This is a genomic window from Lysinibacillus sphaericus OT4b.31, assembly GCF_000392615.1.
GTDB lineage: Bacteria > Bacillota > Bacilli > Bacillales_A > Planococcaceae > Lysinibacillus > Lysinibacillus sphaericus_B.
Genome location: NZ_KB933398.1, coordinates 819057 through 842066, shown reverse-complemented (window position 1 = coordinate 842066; position 23010 = coordinate 819057). Strand labels below are relative to the sequence as shown.

The 23010-nt window shown below is 35.4% G+C and carries 18 protein-coding genes; 6 read left to right on the top strand and 12 right to left on the bottom strand.

Features of this window, described 5'->3' with window-relative positions:
• Positions 1-88 precede the first annotated feature (88 nt).
• The 8 genes from nhaC to H131_RS03850 form a co-directional block, all read right to left on the bottom strand.
• On the bottom strand, positions 89-1540 hold the full coding sequence (gene nhaC, locus H131_RS03880) for a Na+/H+ antiporter NhaC (protein WP_036131018.1): 1452 nt from the start codon (positions 1538-1540) through the stop codon (positions 89-91).
• A gap of 278 nt (positions 1541-1818) precedes the next feature.
• The gene (locus H131_RS03875; protein ID WP_010857749.1) at positions 1819-2928 is read right to left on the bottom strand and encodes an amidohydrolase; all 1110 of its coding nucleotides are present in this window, start codon (positions 2926-2928) and stop codon (positions 1819-1821) included.
• Between the two features lie 265 nt (positions 2929-3193).
• Positions 3194-3337, bottom strand: a complete 144-nt coding sequence (locus H131_RS24905; protein ID WP_010857748.1) for a hypothetical protein — start codon at positions 3335-3337, stop codon at positions 3194-3196.
• Positions 3338-3511: 174 nt separating this feature from the next.
• On the bottom strand, positions 3512-5548 hold the full coding sequence (locus H131_RS03870; RefSeq protein ID WP_010857747.1) for a TRAP transporter permease: 2037 nt from the start codon (positions 5546-5548) through the stop codon (positions 3512-3514).
• Positions 5545-6060, bottom strand: coding sequence for a DUF1850 domain-containing protein (locus H131_RS03865; protein ID WP_036129797.1), 516 nt, complete (start codon positions 6058-6060; stop codon positions 5545-5547). The genes H131_RS03870 and H131_RS03865 overlap by 4 nt, the downstream gene beginning before the upstream one ends.
• A gap of 216 nt (positions 6061-6276) precedes the next feature.
• Entirely contained in the window at positions 6277-7293 is a 1017-nt protein-coding gene (locus H131_RS03860; protein WP_010857745.1) for a TAXI family TRAP transporter solute-binding subunit, read from the bottom strand.
• 380 nt (positions 7294-7673) lie between these two features.
• On the bottom strand, positions 7674-8255 hold the full coding sequence (locus H131_RS03855) for a superoxide dismutase family protein (RefSeq protein ID WP_010857744.1): 582 nt from the start codon (positions 8253-8255) through the stop codon (positions 7674-7676).
• 385 nt (positions 8256-8640) lie between these two features.
• Positions 8641-9420, bottom strand: coding sequence for a LysM peptidoglycan-binding and 3D domain-containing protein (locus H131_RS03850; RefSeq protein WP_010857743.1), 780 nt, complete (start codon positions 9418-9420; stop codon positions 8641-8643).
• Positions 9421-9987: 567 nt separating this feature from the next.
• Here H131_RS03850 and H131_RS03845 point away from each other — a divergent pair.
• Entirely contained in the window at positions 9988-11100 is a 1113-nt protein-coding gene (locus tag H131_RS03845) for a response regulator (RefSeq protein WP_010857742.1), read from the top strand.
• A gap of 73 nt (positions 11101-11173) precedes the next feature.
• Here the strand turns inward: H131_RS03845 and H131_RS03840 are convergent, their stop codons facing one another.
• On the bottom strand, positions 11174-12190 hold the full coding sequence (locus H131_RS03840; protein ID WP_010857741.1) for a GGDEF domain-containing protein: 1017 nt from the start codon (positions 12188-12190) through the stop codon (positions 11174-11176).
• Between the two features lie 310 nt (positions 12191-12500).
• On the opposite strand from H131_RS03840, the gene H131_RS03835 reads away from it, so the two are divergent.
• From H131_RS03835 to H131_RS03815, 5 genes are all read left to right on the top strand, one after another.
• Positions 12501-15569, top strand: coding sequence for a hybrid sensor histidine kinase/response regulator (locus H131_RS03835; RefSeq protein ID WP_010857740.1), 3069 nt, complete (start codon positions 12501-12503; stop codon positions 15567-15569).
• 191 nt (positions 15570-15760) lie between these two features.
• Positions 15761-16450: a response regulator transcription factor gene (locus H131_RS03830; protein ID WP_036131015.1), complete on the top strand. Its 690-nt coding sequence runs from the start codon at positions 15761-15763 to the stop codon at positions 16448-16450.
• On the top strand, positions 16447-17433 hold the full coding sequence (locus tag H131_RS03825) for a sensor histidine kinase (protein WP_010857738.1): 987 nt from the start codon (positions 16447-16449) through the stop codon (positions 17431-17433). The genes H131_RS03830 and H131_RS03825 overlap by 4 nt, the downstream gene beginning before the upstream one ends.
• Positions 17434-17543: 110 nt before the next feature.
• Positions 17544-18305 (top strand): ABC transporter ATP-binding protein, encoded by a 762-nt coding sequence (locus H131_RS03820; protein WP_010857737.1) that lies wholly within the window; start codon positions 17544-17546, stop codon positions 18303-18305.
• Positions 18295-20133 (top strand): FtsX-like permease family protein, encoded by a 1839-nt coding sequence (locus H131_RS03815; RefSeq protein WP_010857736.1) that lies wholly within the window; start codon positions 18295-18297, stop codon positions 20131-20133. Before H131_RS03820 ends, H131_RS03815 begins: the two co-directional genes overlap by 11 nt.
• A 152-nt stretch (positions 20134-20285) precedes the next feature.
• Here the strand turns inward: H131_RS03815 and H131_RS03810 are convergent, their stop codons facing one another.
• The 3 genes from H131_RS03810 to H131_RS24205 form a co-directional block, all read right to left on the bottom strand.
• Positions 20286-20726, bottom strand: a complete 441-nt coding sequence (locus tag H131_RS03810) for a DUF2269 family protein (RefSeq protein ID WP_010857735.1) — start codon at positions 20724-20726, stop codon at positions 20286-20288.
• Positions 20727-20959: 233 nt separating this feature from the next.
• On the bottom strand, positions 20960-22771 hold the full coding sequence (locus tag H131_RS03805) for an ABC transporter ATP-binding protein (protein ID WP_010857734.1): 1812 nt from the start codon (positions 22769-22771) through the stop codon (positions 20960-20962).
• Between the two features lie 73 nt (positions 22772-22844).
• Positions 22845-23006: a hypothetical protein gene (locus tag H131_RS24205; RefSeq protein WP_155242365.1), complete on the bottom strand. Its 162-nt coding sequence runs from the start codon at positions 23004-23006 to the stop codon at positions 22845-22847.
• Positions 23007-23010: the final 4 nt, after the last annotated feature.

The following is a 23010-nucleotide window of genomic DNA, read 5'->3' as shown; positions in this document are numbered from 1 at the left end:
ACTGAGTGTAACGAAGGAAGCGGCTTGGTGCTTGCCCACGGAAAGCGTCCGCCTGTAGCGAATATACCTATGTGATAGGAATAATTAGTTAATTTTCTGCTGCCACCATATTATTCACATCATTTTCTTGTGTGTCTTTCTTGTGTTGCTCAGCTGCTTCAATTTCTTCAGGGGTCATCTTAACAATCGCAAATCCTACATACCCATAAATAATGGAAATAATCGGAACTACAAAATTAATAATAGCATATGGTGCATATTCCATTGCCCCTACTCCTAATGTTGCAAGTATAAATACTCCACATGTATTCCACGGGAAGAATACCGATGTTAGCGTCCCACCATCTTCTAATGCACGAGATAAATTTTTGGAATGCAAGCCACGTTTTTGATAAACATCACTAAACATTCGCGAAGGAACAACAATCGAAATATATTGCTCAGAACAAGTAGCGTTCGTCGTGATACATGCAGCAATCGTTGAAGCAATAAGGCTACCTGTAGATTTCGCAAATTTTATAACAACATCCATAAGCGCCTTCAACATGCCTGAATATTCCAACACCCCACCAAATGTCATGGCAACAATTGTCATTGAAACCGTATACATCATAGAATCTAAGCCACCACGATTAAATAGTTCGTCCACCATATCATTACCTGTGGATATTACAAATCCTTCTTGCAATGCATGAACGGCCATTGTAGGTGTTCCGCCCTGTACAAAGATTTGTAGCAAGAAGCCTGATACTATCCCAATAACTAATGCTGGAATTGCTGGCACCTTTTTCGCAACCATTACAATAACACCAATAGGAACTAGCAATAACCATGGTGAAATAACAAAACTTTTTTCCATCACGTCAAGTGTTGTCATAATTTTTTCAGAGTTCATCGACACATCTGCGAAGCTTCTGCCCATAAACCCGAAAGCAAGAAGCGCAATGATTAATGCTGGTATCGTTGTATAAAGCATATGTTTTATATGATCAAACAAGTCTGTATTCGTTAGACCTGCCGCTAAATTTGTTGTGTCAGATAATGGGGACATCTTATCACCAAAATATGAGCCAGAAATAACTGCTCCTGCAATCATAGCTGCAGGGATTCCCATACTTAAACCAATACCCATACCGGCAACACCGATAGTGGCCATCGTTGACCAAGAGCTACCAATTGCTAGTGAGACAATTGCACATAACAGCATTATCGTTACTAAAAACCATGCTGGTGAAATTAATTTTAAGCCATAAAAGATCATTGTGGCAACAACTCCGCCACCGATCCATGCTCCGATTGTCAAACCTACTAATATGATGATGACAATGGCAGGCAATGCTAAGCGAATCCCTTTATACATCATTTCTTCGATTTCTATCCATTTGAAACCATGTTTTTTGGCAACAATTGCTGCTACAGTTGTTCCCACAATCAGTGGTACATGTGGACTTTGCTCTAATACAACTACTGTTAGAAGCATTGTAAAAATCATTATAGCAAAAGTCAAAAGTGCCCATCCTGCACTAATATCCTTTTTCATCATCATCCCATCCCCTTTTTTTGCACCAATAACCCACTTAAAAATTTAAAGACGCAAATATTTTTTTACGATTTTTAGCTTAATATTCAAAAAATATAAAGTCAACGCAAAAAATTTATGCTTCTCTAGCAATTATGACTGTTAAAGCGAAAAAAAACGTTTCCAAATAGCTTTTACAAGCAATTCAAAACGTCGTATATTTATGCATTTCGTATAAAAATAGCTGTATCAAAAGTAATAATATACTTTTAATACAGCCTCTTTCTAACAAATATTTTTCAATCTGGCTTTTTCTCTAACACACAAGCTAGCACTTTCGACGCATCGATTAATGCACTGCGTTCAAAAGTCATTTTAGGGTGATGTAATCCCGGAACTAAATTGGCACCTATACCAATCATTGCCGCTTTTAACTCTGGCTTTTTCACTGTATAAAAGTGAAAATCATCACTACCCGGTGTTGTAATTTCTTCAGCTAGATGTTGAGCACCCAGTGTTTCAATAATAGCATTTTTCGCCAAACGGGCAGCAACTGGTGAAACTTCTGCCCCTGGTGTAAAGTCAATCCATTTCCAATTCATCTCAATTTCATACTGTTGCTGTATTGATTTCAGACCAAATTCAATACGGCTACGAAGTAACTCAAGTTGATTATTTCGTTGAGCACGAATATCCATGGCAAAACTAGCAGACCCAGGAATGATATTTGTACTCCCCCCATCCGCAACAATCTTCGTTAATTTTGCAGAGTGCGGCTCAAATGGTGATAAATGAATACTATTTAACATTTGTTGGATAGCCATAATGACATCAATGGCATTTTTTCCTTGATGAGGTCTTGCCCCATGTGCATCAGTACCACGAATCGTTCCATCCAAGAAATACGCTGCTCCATGATGGATGGCAGGTGACACTTTTCCTAGCGGAAGCTCTTCTACGGGTCTTAAATGAACACCATACAAATGCGACACACCATCAACTGCTCCGCGGTCAAAGGCTGCACATGCACCATTCCCGACCTCTTCTGCTGGTTGGAAAATAAAGCGAATACGATGCTGTAATGGAAGATCTTTAAGTAGTAGTAAAGCTCCTAGTACCATCGTAATATTCGCATCATGACCACATGAATGATTAGCCTGCCATTTACCATCAACTTCTTGCCATAACGCATCAATATCTGCCCGTACCGCAACAATTTCATCACCTGTACCGATTTCAGCAAGTAGCCCTGGCACATCACCTAATAAACGATACGTTACCTTTAATTCATCCAGAATAGACGCAATTTTTTTGGTTGTTTCAAACTCCTTCCAGCTTACCTCCGGATTACTATGAAAATGTTCAAACCATTGATACATTGTATCTGCTAGCGTTGCCGCACTTATCATAACTACACCTCTATATAACTTTTTTCTTCACATTATACATGATAGCTTTTCATAAAAGTAAATATGATATAAGTACCTTATCCATTCAATAAATCACCATTTCATGCTGCATAGCTCGATAAGAAAAGTGATCAATTACCTAAAAACCCACTCATTTTATGCTATAAAATATTTTATGTAGTTAAATTAGAAAAATGTGACCTTACCATAACATTAAAGGCTGTGTTAAAAGGTTTTTCACTTTTATCACAGCCCAAAATGTCTTTTATAAACTTGTAAAAAACCCCTCTGGATATTCTTCATGATGTACGAGTGTTATATGCTCCTCATTTTTTTCATCGTTTGTTTGAAATACAGGCTCTTGATCCATTAAGTAAGTTTCAAATTTTGAGTTTAATACCTTTGTCATGTTTTCACCTCCATTATTAATTGAATTTTCTGATAAAAGAATTATACAATAGTTTTTTATAAAAAATCAACAATTAATGCATTATATGCATAATAAATATAAATTCAATCTCTTTTTTAGATCATATAACAAAGACGTCTCAGATATGCCTCTGAGACGCCCTATTTGTGCTTATTATGCCGTTACGCTCTTTGATACCTCATCACCATTTCCACCAAATTTATGCTGTGTAAGATATTGAATAACTACCAGAACAATAAAGATAGCTAAGCCAGTCCAATCAGAGAATTTCTCTGGATAAATGAGTAATAAACCAGCTGCAATGGCAATAATACGTTCAATCCATAGCATTTTCCGATACCAGAAACCTATTACCCCTGCACCGATAGCCACCATACCCGTAACAGCTGTAAAGACTACCCATAAAATTTGCGGAATTGTTGTATCGATCATCAGTAACGCAGGTGAAAACACGATCATATAAGGTATGATAAAAGCTGCAATCGCAAGCTTTGCAGAATTGACACCCGTTTTAATAGGGTCTCCTCCCGAAATACCAGATGCAGCAAAGGCCGCAAGTGCTACAGGAGGCGTTATATCTGCGATAATACCAAAATAAAATACAAAGAAGTGCGCTGACAATAGGACAACAACTGGCACCAATTCCTGTGGTGTGTTCGGTGATAACAACGCCACAATGGCTGGTGCTGCTATTGTTGATGTAATAACATAGTTTGCCGTTGTCGGTGCACCCATTCCAAGGATAAGTGAAGCAATCATAACGAATACAAGTGTTAAAATAATACTACCACCAGCTAAAGCTACTAAGCTATTGGCTAAACTTAATCCTAAGCCCGTTTTTACAACTACACCTACGATAATACCCGCACAGGCTGTAGCAGCTACTACACCAAGTGCTGTACGCGCTCCTTCAACTAATGCATCAATAATATCTTTAGGTTTTAAACGTGTATCCTTGTTGAACATCGCCACCCCAATCGAAATAATAATTCCGTATAGCGCAGCGTGCATTACAGGCGTACCCGTTAACATTAAAATGATAATTGCAACTATCGGTAATAATAGGTAAATTTTCTTAAACACTTCTTTACGGTCTGGCATTTGGTCATCACGTAAACCAAGTAAGCCAACACGTTTTGCCTCAAAGTGTGTCATAATCCAAATTCCCGTAAAGTATAACAACGCAGGGATTGCTGCTGCTTTTGCAATATCCCAGTAAGTAATTCCACGACCAATGAATTCTACCATTAAGAACGCTGCAGCACCCATAATAGGCGGCATAAGCTGTCCACCTGTGGACGCTGCTGCCTCAACAGCACCAGCAAACTCTTTTCGATAGCCTAGTTTTTTCATCATCGGTATTGTGTACGAACCCGAAGTTACTACGTTCGCGACAGAGCTTCCAGAAATCATTCCCTGTAGGGCACTTGAGAATACAGCAACTTTGGCTGGACCACCAATTAATTTGCCTGCAAATGCTACTGCTAAATCGTTGAAGTATTGCCCAACACCAGTTTTCACAAGAAAGGCCCCAAATAATAAGAACACAAAAATGAATGTCGCGGATACACTAATTGGTGTACCTAAAATACCGTCTGTCGTAAAGTACATAAGGTTGACAATACTTTCTATATCCTGTCCTCGATGCGCCATAAACGCTGGGAAGTATGGTCCAAAATAAGCATAAATCAGGAAACCTATTGCAATTATCGTGATTGGTAAACCCACTGCCCGTCGAGCCGCCTCAAGAACCAGTACCACAGCTATTAAGCCGACGAAAAAATCTAACTGTGTAATAGTACCATTACGATTTACAAGCTCTGCATAATTCAATGTCCAATAAGAGCCTACTACTACGGATAATAATGCTAAAATATAATCAAACCACGCAATATTATGCTTCGGTGCCTTTCTTCGAGCTGGGAATAACAAGAAAATCAGTGCTAAACCAAAACCTAAGTGCACAGTACGTTGAATTGGTGCTGTAAATTGTCCGAAGATCGCAGTGTACAATTGAAACAATGAAAATGCTAACAATCCAAAGAAAATTACATGCTTCATGATCCCAGTTATTGTACGTACATTCGATTCGATATCATATTTTTCAAGTATGGCTTGTTGCTCTTCAGCAGAAATTTGTTCAAATTCTTCTACTTTTACTTCTTTGTTCGGTTCATGTTGTTTCGTCATTTCATCCTAACTCCTTTCCATTGGTCATAAAGTGATAGTTGTTTCACTTCAAATAAATAGGATTTTCCCCTTTGTAAATCTTTTTTTAAATCATATTCATAATCTTCGTAATCCAATACTAAATCTAAATCTAAATCCCCGATGTAAATCGTGAAATTTTCTATTATTTCATTGTCAAATTGCAAATAATATTTGCCATCGCGTTGTGTTAATGTTTGATTTTTCTCTGCGTAGCCTGGCATACCAATCGCTAAATCCTCATATTCCATTCCAAGCATCTGTATACGATTTTTTTCGACGCATTTGTAATGTTCAAGCACATCTGATTTATGAATTGAATGTGTATATCTAATACGAAATGTATCATCCTTAACAATTGGTATGTAGAACATCATTGGATGGTCTGTGCGTGTTTCAGTGAATGCGAATACCTTTTGAAGAGGAAGAAAAATCATTGTGATAACGCCTATACATAATAGTGTTATTACTATAAACAGTTTCCTCTTTCGCATTACATCCGTTCCCCCACTTTAAAAGCCATTCGCTTTTTAATCATTGCCTCTCAACATAAGAAAAAGAGGCTCGAAGCTTTACGCGATCCGAGCCCCTTTGTATGTTTAAAGAAAGTATAGTTTTCTTATCCATGGTTAGGTATTTACATTCATCTACTTGACCAAAATGTGGTGTTGCGTAGGGCCATTGCAAATACACTTACTATGTTCAATTAATTATTTTTTCTCATCAAAGTATTTTTGAGCACCAGGGTGAACATCAATACTGATACCATCTAACCCAGTTTCAGCTTTGATAAGACGGCCTTTGTCATGAGAAATTTTATCGGTATTGTCGTAGATTGCTTTTGTCATCGAGTAAACGACATCTTCTGGCAAATCTTTGTTCACAGCTAGCATCGCAAGAACAGAAACCGTTTCAACATCGCTTCCGATGCCATAAGTACCAGATGCTACTGTATCTTTAGCATAGTATGGATATTTCGCAATTAACTCATCTGCTTTACCAGCATCTACACCAATAATATTCACCTTCGTTGTTGCATTTAACGCCTCAACAGCACCTGTTGGCGTGCCCGCTGTAATGAAGGCTGCATCAATTTGACCTGATTGGAGACCATCAGTTGACTCACCAAAATCTAAGTTTTGTGCTTTAATGTCATCCATTGTTAAACCATGGATTTCAAGTAATTGCTCAGCATTTGCGTAAGTACCAGAACCCGGAGCACCTACAGAAACTTTTTTACCTTTTAAATCTGCGTACGTTTTGATACCAGAAGCTTCCGTCGTTACTAACTGAACCGTTTCTGGATAAAGTGCACCTAAGGCTGAGATAGTATCGATTTTTTTGCCATCAAACATTAACTTACCTTCTGTTGCGTAATAAGCGATATCTGTTTGGACAAACGCGATTTCACCTTTCCCATCTTGTAAAGCAGTCATATTAGCAGCAGATGCTTGAGAAACCTCAGCTGTTGTTTTAATGCCAGTGTCAGTTGTTATCAGATCAGCAAATGTACCACCAAGTGCATAATAAGTTCCTTGTGTACCACCTGTTAATAAACTCAAAAACTTAATGTCGGATTTTGGTTTATCAGTTGTGGCCGTATCACCATTTGTATTTTCTTTCCCTGTATCGTTTGATTTTGACCCACCATCAGATCCACATGCAGCTAAAATCAAAAGCGCAAATGCACTCAATAGCATCAATAATCTGAATTGCTTTTTCTTCATATTAACCTTCCCCCTTATGGTTATAATTAAGAATCTATTTAAAATTACCAAATTTAGTATAATATTGTCAATCTATTTATAGTAAATTCTGACTTTTATAATTATACTATACCACCAAAAAAACTTTATAACGCCTTTTATCAAATTCTACAAAATTCAATATTTACCTGAGATAATACACTAATCTCTTCACAATGAAATAAAATAAAGTTTCATAAGTGTATTAAAAATGTATATCGAAAAACTAAATTTTCCCTTTTTATTATTTTTATGGTATAAAATAAGTCCGATTATTAGTTTTTTAGTCAATTTTTCTGTCATTAAAAATAGCTGTACCAAAAAGGAGTGGCCCCTTTTGATACAGCTTCTTTACTTAATTATTATTGGATTACACCACAAGCAATTCTTGCCCCTGAATTGCCAGCAGGATCTGTCTTATAGTCGTCCGCCGCTTCATGAATAACAAGCGCACTGCCGTCTTCATCAAACAATGAATTTTCCATATTCTTTTGTAAAGTTATGCCTTCAGCTATAAATGTTAAATCCACAGTACCGTCTTCCCCTATTTCAAGATTTGGTAAGTCACCTAAATGATAGCCTTTCGGATTCAGTTTTCCATGCTCTTTTTTCGTTGGATTAAAATGCCCACCAGCTGATTCAAACGTCGGTGGTTCACATTTCCCTACTGTATGAATATGAATACCGTGCGTTCCTGACGGTAACCCCGTTAATGCTAACGTCATCATGACACCATTGTCCTCTTCTTGAAAATATGCATTCCCATAGCTTTCATTATTTGAACCGATGACTTTTGCGGTTGCCGTTAATGGGGAGTTAGAATTAGAGTTGGGATTGGATTGTGAATTGGCATTTACCGCTACTTCTTTCTCACTCTTATCAAAAAAATTACAGCCACCTACAAATACTGTTAACGACATGATTAATATAGTTATTTTTTTCATATAAATACCTCCTCTATTTCTGATGGTACCCATCTCAACACATAGTTATGCAATTTAAATGCGTGATTTTCTCGCGCATACGAAGCAAAAGCCTCATTTTTTCTTGCCAGAAAGGTCTCAGAATGCTAAGGATTCTGGAACCTTTTGATTTTTTCTGTCCAGAGGGAGGTTCTTTCTGTTACCTGAGCGCTTCTTTCCGTTACCCGAGCAATTCCCTTCACTATCCGAGCAGTCCGCTTCACTACCTAGTGGAAATCAATAAGTCGTATTCATCCATATTTCTTGTAAAAGTAAAAAGACTGTAGACAAACTCTCGAACATATTCGAGTTTGTCTACAGTCTGAGGTATCTCATATCGATTAGGAGATACCTCGCTTTACAATCTTTAATCTAAAATTTTTACAGTAACTGTTCGGACACCCCAATTTCGAGCTTGTCCATCTGAAGGAATGAAGACATCAATTTTATTGCCTTTGATTGCTCCACCAGTATCAGCTGCGATTGCTTCTCCATACCCTTCTACCCAGACCTTAGTTCCAAGAGGAATAACACGTGGGTCGACAGCGATTACTTTTAATCCAGGGTTAGATCGTATGTCGGTGCCATTTGCTGTAATGCCTGAGCATCCTTCACAATAAGCTGTATAAGCAGTCGCGCGCATTGTATAAGTTTGCCCTGACGCATTTGCTGGTGCGCTCTTTGCTGTAGTGGTTGAGGTTGCAGCAGAAGTCGCAGCAGGTTTCTTATATGTGCTCACGGCAGTTTTGGGCTTTGCCGCTGAGGCTTTGATGGCTAATAATTCGCCTGCGTAAATCCCATCTGATGAAAGATTATTCCACTCTTTTAATTCTTCCACTGTTACATCGTAGACAAGTGCAAGGGTAAATAATGTGTCGCCATATTCAATAAGATGGTTATCTTTTGTAGATTCTTCTTCTTTCTCGACCTTCTCTTCATTCAAATAATCCTGATCCGGATAGATCCAAATCGAATCAATTTCGTTTAGCTGTTGCAACTCAGCTATACTCAAATTGTACTCCCGTGAGATTCCCCACAATGCGTCGCCCGTTTTCACACTATTTACTCCCTCTGCAGACGAGGGACTTGCAAACATACTTACGCCAAGTGTCAAGGCTACAGCTAAAGCTATTGCTTGTTTCTTCATATTAAGTAATACCTCCATTTTTTATATTTCCTGCAATCTCCTACTAGCACATTAGCGTTAGGCTCATATATGCAAGCAGCTATTTAAATTGCAACTAAACAATACAGGACAATGGACCTGATATTACAAGTTATTACTATAAAAACGGAAAAATATACAATATCAATCATATTTTTAGCAATTCAAGCAATTTTATGGAAAAAATTCTTCAAAAAACATCCCCTAATACCATCATGATAAAGTTGGAAATTCGGTGTTTTTAACCGATAATAGGAAAAAGGAGGAATGTGAATAGATTAACGTAATGTGAGGTAACAGGTTATGAAGAGCTATAACAAATTTCACAAAAAAGTGGACGGCATAATGCACTTAAATTAACTACATCAGTTACTGTCGATTTATTAATAGCGATGACTCAACCACAAGCTGCTGCACATCCTTACTAAGCAGTAATTAGTAAAGTTTCAAGTTAAAAATTTGAATTTTAAGCACTATTGATTAAAAATTAATGAGGTAACATGCATATTATTTGAAAGTTGGTGTCCGTCTGTGATTAGAGTAATAATAATGGACGATGAACCATTAGCTCTTATTAACATGGAAAAAAGGTTAAAAGAATTTGATTCAATTGAAATCGTTAAATCCTTTACAACCTTAAACGATTTGCTTAACGAGGGACCAACATTGGATATTCAAGTAGCATTTTTAGATGTTGAAATGCCTGGTATGAACGGCTTAGAAATTGCTCAATTATTAAAACAGTGGCATAAGAATATCTATATCATTTTTGTTACAGCGTATCGTGATTATGCTGTTCAAGCATTTGAGATTCAATCCCTCGACTATTTATTAAAACCCATTTCCAAATCTAGATTAGAGACAACAATAAACAGAATACAAGAACTCTTCCAGCACGAAAAAACATTGCTTCCCGCACAAAAAAATACTGAGCCATCTCTTCAAATACAATGCTTTGGAGGGTTTAATGTCTCCTTTAATAATAAAATTGTTCACTGGCGCACTGCGAAGACAAAGGAATTGTTTGCCTTTCTTTTTTCAAATCTTTATAGTCATATACCTCGAGATACCATTATCGATGCGCTATGGGCGGAGACAGAATATAAAAAGGCTAGAGTACAATTGCATACAACCATTTCCTATTTACGTACCACTCTTTCCGCTTTAGGTTATGTAAATGTGCTCCATTATACAAATGGGTGTTACACTTTGCAGTTAGAAAATTTTCAATGCGATGCGCTTGACTTAGAGCAATTATTGAAACAAAAGGAAGTGACAGGGGCGCTTGATATAGAATTAGCGGAGAAGTTTATTCAAAATCATCATCATGGTGATTATATGGCGACATTAGATTATCCTTGGATTAACAATAAAACGAATTTCTTTAACAACCTATTTACAATCTTACTGAGTTTTTTAGTCGAACATTATACAGCTACATATGCCGTAAAAAAACGAGAACTAACCTTACTACTATCTTTAGATTTTAGTCCTTATTCAGATAAAATCATACAACAGCTTCTTCAGCATTATATAGAAGTAGATAATCGCGCAAATGCTATACGAATATACAATACATTTAGAAGTAACTTGAAGACAGACCTAGGCATTCTACCAAACCAAGATACTGTCGAATTATTCAATAATATTTCCGAAGAATAAATAACATGAAGTAGCTGTCGTTTAAATAGTTGTGATTCAAAGACAGCTACTGCTAATGTTTGTCGCTTTGCAATTAAATCGTTGTATCAGAAAATTCCTTAACTGCACAAATACAATTCCTTCCTGACTGCTTCGCCTCATATAAAGCTTGATCCGCAATGGCAATCATTTGTTTAGGCGTTTTTACTGTTGGTGTAAATGCAGTAATTCCCGCTGACAGAGTAACCGGATGCCCCAAAGAATTCTCTGCCAAAGCTTGTTTAACACGTAAATTCTCAGCTATCTCTACAGCTTCTTCTATTGAAGTGGATGGTAAAATAATCATAAACTCTTCTCCACCGTAGCGAAAACAAATTCCATGTTTATTTACACTTTCCTGCATATTGTTTGCAAAAGCTTTTAATACTTCATCACCAACCGTATGGCCATATGTATCGTTTACACTTTTAAAGTCATCTAAATCTATTAAAACAATTGTATGCGGTACTTTATTTGTAAATAGTTCACTTAATACTTGATCCATACTCCTGCGATTTGGAATTCCTGTTAATGAATCCAGCTTTAATTGATTACTTAACTCCGCTATATGATTTCTAGAATCTGATAACGTATTTAGCACAGCATTTTTTAAGTGATGCGCTTCCAAATACCAGTCATCGATTTCCTCTAAACGTTGCATGTCCCCTCCCCCCTCTATACCAGTTACAAGACCTTTTAGAGGACGGACAATCTTTATGGCAAACCATAGTATGAATGCAAATACGATTAATAAAGATAGGAACACAGTGAATATTATCTTTTTAAAAAAGACATTAAATGAAACGACTTTATCTTCGAGTAAACGATTAGCCGCTTGTTCAAACAGTGCCTCCGATTCGATACTTTTAAGAGAGTCTTGCATTGCCTCTTGTCCATAATCTTTTGTGATTTTAGAAATTTCCTTTCTATACCCCTCTTGCATATCACGATTATTTTCTATAAGAATTTCGTTAAAACTTCGATAGCTGCTCCAAATACTTATACTAGTTGTAGCGAGTACGCTAAACATCATAATACTAACGATTAAAAACGATACTTTGAATTTTGACACAATAGATCAATTCTCCCATGAGATGATTTTTTTGTGAAACCCTATTTACTTGTTTCAACTTAAATTTTATTTATATATTTAATACAACATCATACGGCAAACTTCTTAAAAAAAACTTAACAAGTGATAGATTAGCCTCTTTCTATAAAATATTAATAAATCAAAAAGAACTACAGCCTCCCATTAAATCAGCAAATAGTATTAGTAAAGTATTTTTTAAGAAAATTCTTATTTTCTTTTCTTATCATTCATGGCATGGTAAAAGTAACACTACTAAATTGATGTTTATTTTCTTATCTAGGAGGCATATATGTTAGCGATTAAAGAAACAACAAAACGACACCTACTCATTATTGTTTTGATATTTATTGCCCTTTCTTCCCTCCGTATACTTTGGCTAGCATATTTTTTTCCTTCTAATGATCAACCTTCTGCTCAAGAGGGCATTTTCGATATGCGAGATCAATTTTTATCGGACAACAAAGTTTTCTATTTAAATGGCGAGTGGCTTTATTATCCTGGATTATTAGTAGACACAACCAATGACAGCCATAGCAAAACTACTATCCCGTTAGATCAAGCCACTTTAACTATTCCACCGCGAGATAGTGAAGCAGTGACACAGAAATTTGGTACATACCGTTTAAAAATCTTACTAGACAAGAATGATTCTTCAGATAATCGATTTGCAATCCGTGTGCCCGCAATTTCAACAGCCTCGGCACTATATGTCAACGGCAGACTACTAGGAAAATCTGGTGAAGTCGCCACAAACCTTAACAGTCATAAAGGACAAGCTGCACCTTATACTGTCTACTTTACGGAAAAGGAATCTGAAATTGAACTACTCTTACAGGTGTCCAATTTCGATACACCAGCAGATGCTGTTATTAACAAAAGAATTTCCTTCACTTCTGCATCTGCCATGACACATTACCAAACCATCACAGAGCTATCTCTTACTACCATCTCGGTGATAATCATTATGTATGCCCTCTTTAGCATTCTTGTTTTTCTATTTATTTACCGTAAAAAGAAAGTATTACTGTTCACAATCGGCTTCCTTTTGCCATTAGCCGATGAGTTAATAACTTATGATCGTTCCATTCTTGATTGGTTACATCTCGATTATGTATGGTCTTTAAAATTGTCTAATATCGTTTACCTAGGGGCTTCCTTTTTCTTTGTACAATTTATGCGTATGCTACTTGTTAAATATCATCAAGCTATGCGCTTCCGATGGTTCTCTATTTTATATGCTCTAGGAACACTGTTAATCATTTTGTTACCTATTCATTGGTTGCACGCTGCCAATCTTCTATTCTTTATTCTTTATATTGTTTCCTTTTTATATGTTGTAGTGCTTGCTTTAAGGGAGTACGTTGAAGACCAAAAAACTTCCGCCTTTATTGCGTTTACAGCTCTTGGTACAACCAACGGAATTATATGGGGACTCATAAAATCAACCTACGTTTTAGATATTCCCTTTTATCCGTTCGATTATTTATTTATAGTTCTTGGGTTTACGGGGTATTGGTTTAAACGTTTTTATGAGAATACGCAGCAAATTAATAAGCTGATAGTTGATTTACAAAATAATAATGAATTAAAGGATGAATTTTTAACTAGTAACGCACAAAAACTGTGGAATCCGATGAATAAAATGATTACTCTCGGACAATCAATTTATGATAATCCACACAACAACCTTATTAGTGAAGATAAACAAAATTTGAAATATGTAATTGATATTGGCAGGAGCATGTCCTTTACCCTAAATGATATCCTTGATTTTACTCGGTTAAACGAAGGTAATTTATATCTCCATAAAAAAAGTGTCAGTATCCAAGGGGCTGTTTCCGGGGTTTTTGATATGCTTCGGTTTATTGCCGAAGGAAAACAAATACAGATGACTTCGACTATTTCTAGATCGTTCCCTCATGTAATAGCTGATGAAAAACGTCTGATTCAAATTCTTTTTAATCTTTTACATAATGCTATTAAATATACTGGCGCTGGATTTATAGAAATTAGCGCTTGCATAGAGAAAGATATGGCTGTAATTCATATTAGTGATTCTGGTTTAGGGATGGATGATGATATTCAAAATCGTCTATTCTCTCCTTATGAACAAGGAAATGTAGCTGATGAGGGTATCGGTATCGGCTTATTCGTTTGTAAGCAACTAATCGATATGCATGGTGGTACATTGCAAATTCAATCGATCCCGAATACTGGTTCAGATGTTATTTTCACCTTACCTCTTGCTGATGAAAGTACGGTTGTGGACGAGGCTTTGTTTATTAAAGAAGAAGAGGATTCAATGTCATCTGGACATGCGAAACAACTAGAAAAATCATGTGCATTACCTCATTTTAAAATTTTAATGGTCGATGATGATCCCGTAAATTTGAGGATAATGCGAAGTCTATTTGTATCTTCAGAATACGATATCACTACTGTCACTAGCAGTAAAAAAGCATTGGAAGCTCTACAGCAACATAATTGGGATTTGATTATTATCGATGCAATGCTACCTTATATATCAGGCTATGCCTTGATTGAAATGATCCGCGAGCATTATACGGTACTGGAATTACCGATATTATTATTAACAGCACGTCATTATCCTGAAGATGTTTATACAGGCTTTGCTCACGGGGCCAATGATTATGTTACTAAACCCATCAATTCATTGGAATTAAAAGTACGTGCAAGAGCTTTAATTGATTTAAAATATAGCATTAGTCAACATCTGCATTTAGAAACAGCGTGGCTTCAAGCCCAAATACAGCCCCACTTTTTGTTTAATACACTGAATACGATTGCATCACTTAGTACCATTGACACAGACCGCATGATTGACTTAATGCACCACTTCGGTGAATATTTGCGTGCAAGTTTCGATGTCAGGAACCTTCAGCGGGTTGTTCCACTTCAGTATGAACTAGAGCTTGTCCGCTCTTATCTTTATATTAATCAGCAGCGCTTTGAAGGCCTTTTAAAAATTGAATGGGACATTGACGAACATATTAACATCGAGATTCCCCCTATCTCCTTGCAAACATTAGTAGAAAACGCTATCCGCCACGGTGTATTAAAACAAGAAGGAGGAGGAACTGTTTGTATTTGTATTAAAGACTTTCCGGATTATGTAGCCATTAGTGTGATAGATAATGGCGTTGGTATTGATCCTAGTACATTAGCCCAATTGCAATCTGGTAGCAATCTAACAAGTACCGGTGTAGGACTTAGTAATACTGACCTACGTCTCAAAAGGATCTATGGGCAAAGATTGATTATTAATAGTAGCCCAAATGAAGGAACAGATATAACTTTCCATATTCCTAAAAATAAATTAAAGTCGAAAGCTTATTAATTTTTCAGCGCTTTTTAACTTCTTACTGCAACTTAATGAGCTGTTATCTTCTCAAATGGGTTGATAATGGCTCTTTATAATCATTCCAAGTTAAAATACTTAATATAAAACGAAAATAAATCTTTAATGGATTACAAAAAATTAGGGTACATTATTTATAAAAGTACGTAAATAAAGAAAGGTCGATGGATGTGTACAAAATATACATAATAGAAGACGATGCAAATATTTCAAAGCTGATTGTAGGACATTTATCAAAATATCAATTTGAATGCTATACTGTCCAACAATTTAACCACATAGTTGAAGAATTCCAAGAAATTCAACCTCACCTTGTTGTCATGGATATCAACCTACCAACCTATGACGGTTACTTTTGGTCGCGAAAAATCCGACAACTATCAAAATGTCCCATTATTATTGTATCTGCGCGCGTAAATGATATTGATCAAGTGTATGGTATTGAAAATGGTGCTGATGATTTTATTACAAAGCCATTTTCTCTAGATGTATTGATGGCCAAAGTGAATGGCCTCATTCGCCGTACATATGGTGAGTATGCTACCTCAGATACAAATACGCTAAAGATTACGAATACTACATTAAACCCTGATACAGTTCGACTGCAAACAGCGGAACATGAAAGCTTATTAACGTTAAAAGAGATGCAGCTTAGCAAATTACTTTTTGAAGCTTATCCCAATGTTGTTCCCCGTCAAAAACTATTAAGTGCCATTTGGGATGACGTAGCCTTTGTTGAAGAAAATACTTTATCCGTTAATATTGGTCGACTTCGTAAAAAATTTGAATCTATACAATCTCATTTAGAAATAAAAACGATACGTGGCCTTGGCTACCAACTGGTGGAGGCACATGAATGAGACTCTTCTTTCAAGACCACGCCAGTGTCATCTTTCTATATGGCATAAGCTTTATATTGTTACCTTGGTTATTTCAATCACTGGATGATTTATCGACGCATTACTATTATTTTATATTTCTCGTTTGTTTCTTTTTTATCCTTTGGCTTATAGGGCGTTATTATCGACGAAGAAAATTTTATGCACATTTACAAAATGCCACGTTCACTAAAAATGAGCTACATCTGTATGAACCACAAGCATTGATAGAAAAAGCCTATAGCCAAAAACTAAGACAAATGCAGTACCTTTATTTGTCACAGCAGCAACTATTAGAGGAACAAGCGCGAGAAAAGCAACTGGTATTATCACACTTCGCCCATCAAATGAAAACGCCATTATCTGTCATTCAACTAACGATTCAATCCAGAACATATGAAGCAACTGAGCAGTCCGATTACTGGCAAACAATTCATAATGAATGCGATAAACTAACTTTTACGCTGAACCAGCTACTAACTTATGAGCGTACATCCAACCTAGTAGCTGATTTAAAAATAGAGCCTATTGTAATAAAAGGACTTGTTCAAGAGGTCGTCAATGATTTAAAAGATTATTTTATCGCTAAAGAAGTATTTCCGAAATTATCTATTGCTGACAGTGAGGTCATTTATTCGGATCGGAAATGGTTAAAGATAGTTCTGTATCAGATCGTCAATAACTCGATTAAATATAGTGAATCCGAGACCTCAATACAAATAATTTACGGTAATGCTACCTTACAAATTATAAACAGTGGAAATACCATTTTAGATAGTGAAATTACACGTGTCTTTGACCTTTTCTATACTGGGATAAAAGGAAGAACAAGTGGTGAAGCGTCAGGCATTGGCTTGTATCTAGTTAAAAAGATTTTGGCCACATTAGAGCATCCCTTTACGCTACAATCACACAACCAAGTAACCACGTTTTCTATTGATTTTTCAAATAGCACGCAGAAATAACCCTTTAAAATGACAACTTTGTCATGTTCACGTCATAGAGCGAAATAGGTAAAAATCCGCTCCTTCTTTATACTTAAATTATTCAATAGATGTAAGGGAGTTGTTCGGACATGAGAAAACCAATATTGCAAGTGACTAATCTACACAAAGAATATATCGGAGAAATTACGTACAAGGCGTTAAATGGGATAAATTTTAATCTTAGTGATCATGAATTTGTAGCAGTGATGGGCCCATCAGGTAGTGGCAAAACAACATTTTTAAATAGTGTATCAACAATTGATCGACCAACGGCAGGAGAAATTTTTATTAATAACAGAAACCCCTTTGCATTAGATGACGATGAACTCGCAAAATTTCGTCGCTCAGAATTAGGTTTTGTATTTCAGGATTTTAATCTAGTCCACACTTTAACTGTAAAAGAAAATATTTTACTGCCACTAACATTAGATAGCCTTCCCGCACCCAAAATGCAGCAACGATTAACACAGGTAACACAATTTTTAGGTATTGAGGATCTTCTAACAAAACGTATCTATGAGATTTCAGGTGGACAAAAGCAGCGTGTTGCAATTGCACGTGCTGTCATTCACGAGCCTAGTTTATTATTAGCAGATGAACCAACCGGCAACCTCGATTCGAAGGCGGTTAACGATGTAATGAGTTTATTTAGTTCGATCAATACCAACTTAAAAACGGCAATTTTAATGGTGACGCATGATCCTTATGTCGCAAGTTTCGCTAACCGAATTATTTTTATGAAAGATGGTAAATTATATAACGAAATTCATCGAGGGAATAATCGCAAACAATTTTATCAAGAGATTATGGATACATTGGCGTTCTTAGGTGGTGGCCATCATGAGCTTTAATCATATCGTGTTACAAAATATCTTACGTGACAAATGGACCTATGTATCTTATTTCCTCAGCAGTATGTTCTCAATACTCATTTTTTTCTTATTCACAGTGATTGTGTTTCATCCAAGCCTAAAAAGCCTAGACCCTGACTCAACACTTGGTATTTCATTATTATTAGCAAGCATGCTAGTATACTTATTCTCGTTTATCTATATTGCCTATTCTATAATGGCTTTTTTAAAGAAGAAAACAAAGACTTTAGGAATTTTTATGATTACGGGTGCTTCCATGAAGCAAATCCGTACTTTAATATTTCGCGAGAATATTCTAATTGGTGTCGTTGCGATTATTGCAGCAATTATTTTCGGTCTTGTTATCACGCCACTTTTCTTAATGGGTACGAAGGTGGTGTTAAAAGCTGAGACTTTCGGTATGTACGTACCTTTTAAAGCAACAGCATTGACAGTTTGTTTATTTCTAATATTATTTATAGTTATTTCAAAAATAGTAACAAGATTTATTAATAAAGAAGCTTCCATTCAGTTATTAAAAAGTGATTCGGTGATTGAAAATCCAATCAAATCCCATTTACTATTACTCATCATCAGTGTCATTATTTCTACTACACTGATCTTTTTATTAAAGATAGATCATGGAATCATAAGAAGCCTTGGATTATTATATTACACACTATTTTTTATAAGTATTTTATTATCGATGTACCTGCTTATCTCACAGGGTATGCGTTTTCTGTTAAAAGTTTTTGAGAAATCCCCCGCCTATATTCGCAAAACAAATATGTTACTGGCATCTAATTTGAATGCAAAAATGACATCACATGCGAATATGCTTTTTTTAATCACGATTTTATTGAGTGGCGTATTTTTAAGTACAAGCATTTTATTTAGCTCATACTACAATGTTGCAAAGGACAGTGAAGCGAATTATCCATACAGTTTTCAATACATCGCTGACCCTAAAGCTGATGACAGCATGGTACAAGCTGATATTGCCTATTTAGAAAAACAATTGGGCGCAGTTGATTCAAAAAAATATGCTATAGAATTTAAATCAGATGAAGCATCTCGTATTGGCTACATGTCAGCATCTGATTATAATTTGTTACAAAAACTAGAGATTGATCTAGACAAAAATGAATTTATTGCTGTTGCAGGAAATCGAGGTATAGCGCCAATAACGAATATAGCAGATGAAAATCTAAATCATTTAAACCTGGCATATACTAATGAACAAAACTTATTAACAACAGGATTCCAATATACGTATTTGATTGTATCTGACACTATTTATAGTAGTGTGGACTATCCTGTCTACAAAACCTATTTGTTTGAGCTAGAACATTGGACACACCATATAGACCTAGCCCATAAAATTACTAAAAGTCTTCCAACAATCATAGACAAACGGTATGTAGCATCAAAAATCACCTTGTATGATTCGGAAATGTTTGTTAAAAGTGTGATGTTCTTCATCGGCTTTATGTTAAGTTTAATATTCTTAAGTGCCGCCATGAGTATACTTTACTTCTATCTACAAACGACACTCATTCAAGAAAAAGATAAATATACAGGGATACGTAAGCTCGGTTTATCGAAAAAAGAATTATCGACTGTTGTCTCAAAAGAGCTAGCAATTCTCATATTTGTGCCATTTTCAATAGCAATTGTCATATTGTTAACGACTCTATTTACAATGCGAACAGTGGTTTCAACGGCATTTTTACAAGTTTCAATGGTTAGTTCTCTATGCTTCTTTGCTCTTTTCTTAGCTAGCTACTTCTTTATTCGCAAAAGTTATATCAAACGTTTACTTGCTTAACATGGAAAACTGTAAAAAAAAATTCCGCACACTCGCGCAGACGATGTGCATTGCTCTGACAGATGCTAAAGCAACCTCGAAGTCTTACTTGGTTCGTCGTCCCCAGGCGTGTGTCGGAATTTTTTTTTATGTAAGAAATACTGTTATTACCTTTACCAAAGTATTGGCTTTGCAACCATTAGCCACAGCATAATAAGCAATAAGGCAATATACATCCATGCTTTGCGATGTAACTTTGATGCAAACTGTTGCTGATTGTAGGCTGGGGTATTGAATGTTCTAATAGTAGGTTTGAATGCTCGTGCCAAAAAGACAATTGAGCCAAGCATCACAAGAAATGTAAGGACTACCCATGAAGTTGTCCACGGATAACCGCCACGCCACATTAATAAAATGCCAGATGCGACTAGCACATGTCCAGCGTGTTTGACAATAGTAACAGCAGCTTGAAACGTCTCAATATACGGTGGCATTTCGGCATGCTGTGCTTTACGCATTCTTTTAACAATTGCTAAAACAACAAACAATGGCCCAATCGAAAGTATGGCACTTAAAATATGTATATAGAGAAGAAGTGAATATATCGATACCATGGTGCATACTCCCCCTTTTATGACTCATCTTAATTATAGCATCCGATATTACACGTTCTAAAAATATTTGTGAATCCTTTGTAGTGAATCTTTGTTAAATTGTTTGAAATGAGCGCAAAAAAGAAGCACCAACAAAAAGGTAGTTTACCTGTCTGTTAGTGCCTCCCGTATAATTGATTATTTTATCAAAATCAATAACAATTTTTCGTATTAAAATCGATAATCATAATTGATTAGTTAAATTCATATTCTTTTTGTTTGTACCATTTAGCCTGAATATTAAATAGTTCTGTGTATTCGCCATTTAAGAGTATCAATTCATCATGAGTTCCTTGTTCAACAAGTTCGCCGTCTTTCATTACTAGAATTACGTCCGCGTTTATACAACTTCCCAAACGATGTGTAACGAAAATTGAAGTTTTCCCTATTGAGATATCTAAAAATTCTTCAATAACCTTTGCTTCACTAACGGGATCTAAAGCTGCAGTTGGTTCATCCAGTATAATAATCGGACTATCTTTAAACAACGCCCTACCTAGTGCGATTTTTTGCCATTCTCCTCCAGAGAGTTCTCTTCCATGTAAAGTGGCACCGACATTATCTGTTATTCCTAAATCATATTTTCTTAATAAATCGGATGTGCCAGTTCTTTGAGTAACTTGGTAAAATTTATCCTTAATATCTTCGTTTAGTTCATTATTTAACGTAATATTCTCCAATAATGACATCTCATACTTTAAAAAATCTTGAAAAACAGTACTGAAATACCTCTCTCTATCTTCATTACAAATAGTTTCTCCATTTAAAAGAACTTTACCATTTTTAGTAGTATATAAGCCTGTTAAACATTTTACCAATGTACTTTTACCGGAACCATTTCTACCGACGATGGCCACTTTCTTCCCAGGAGTTATTTCAAATGAGATATTTTTTAAAATAAGATGTTCATGATTAGGATAAGAGAAAGATATATTATTTACGCTAAGACTTTTAAACTCAATATTAAAGTTTTCATTTTCTATATTTGATTTCTCAATAGGGACATCTTTTATGAACTCATAATAATCATTAAGAGTAAGAGATTCCCTATAAATTCTTCCCATTGATGATGCAAGTTGAGCGCTAATACCTAATGAGCTGGAAAGCATTTGAGATAACGCCACAAATTTAGCGATTGTAATTTTCTTTGTTAAAACATAGAACGCTAGTAAACTTAAAAAGAGAAGATTTAAAGAAAATTGTAAATAGCTTACATATAACAGTTTCCTATTATTTTTTTTCTCTAAACTATATTTTTCGTTGCCAACTATCCAATATAGTTCCTTCCACTTTCTTATGAAGTATGATTCATGTTTAAATATACGGAATTCCTTAGCTACCTCTTTAGATTTGAATAATTCCTCTAAATATTCAATTTTTCTATTTTTTAATATTTGACTTAAAAATTGTTCATAATCTGATTTTGATGTATAGAAATTGATACCCATTAAAAGTATGATTATAAAAAATAGTAAAAGTGCAATAGACCAGTGAATAAAATAAAGGCTAACAACAAATCCTGTGAAAGTTATACATGATTGGATACAGCCAAGTACCTGCTGTAAATATGTACATGATGTCCCTCCAACATCTAATGTAGCTCTTTGCAATGAATTATAGTAATTTAAATCATCATAGTAAATTAACGGGATACTTGCACACATCGTGAAAATTTCGTTATTAAAAAAATACTCCATTTTTTGTTTTAATCTGAATTCTATAATTTTACTTAAATAAATCATGTATTCCATTAAAACAAAATATCCAAACTGTATTAAAATGAACAGAAATGGTGTACTAGTAATAGATGAATTCTCTAGATCATTAATCAAAGAACTAACTGTTCTTTCAGTCAAAAATATATATATTAAAGGTGAGACCCCTTTTAATACAACTATAAATAAGGTACTTAAAAGGTATATTGGAGAAACCTTATAAATAGTTGAAATTGTCTTCATTGTTATAAAAGTTATTAACTTACAATTGTATTTTATCTTCTTTAACATACCTTCCCTCCTCATTAGAAATTTCTAAACAAAAAAATCTTCTCCAAATAATTTAGAGAAGATTTTTAAAAAACTAGCAACAACCCTTGTACTCATCAGCAGGACAAGTTGTACCATTTGTATAATGGTAAATAACACCTTGCCATCTAAGTTGCTTAGATCCACCACATGAACCTGAACAGAATGCGTAACCAACTGATTCTGTCCAAGATATTAAACTTTTATCACAAGCCATAATT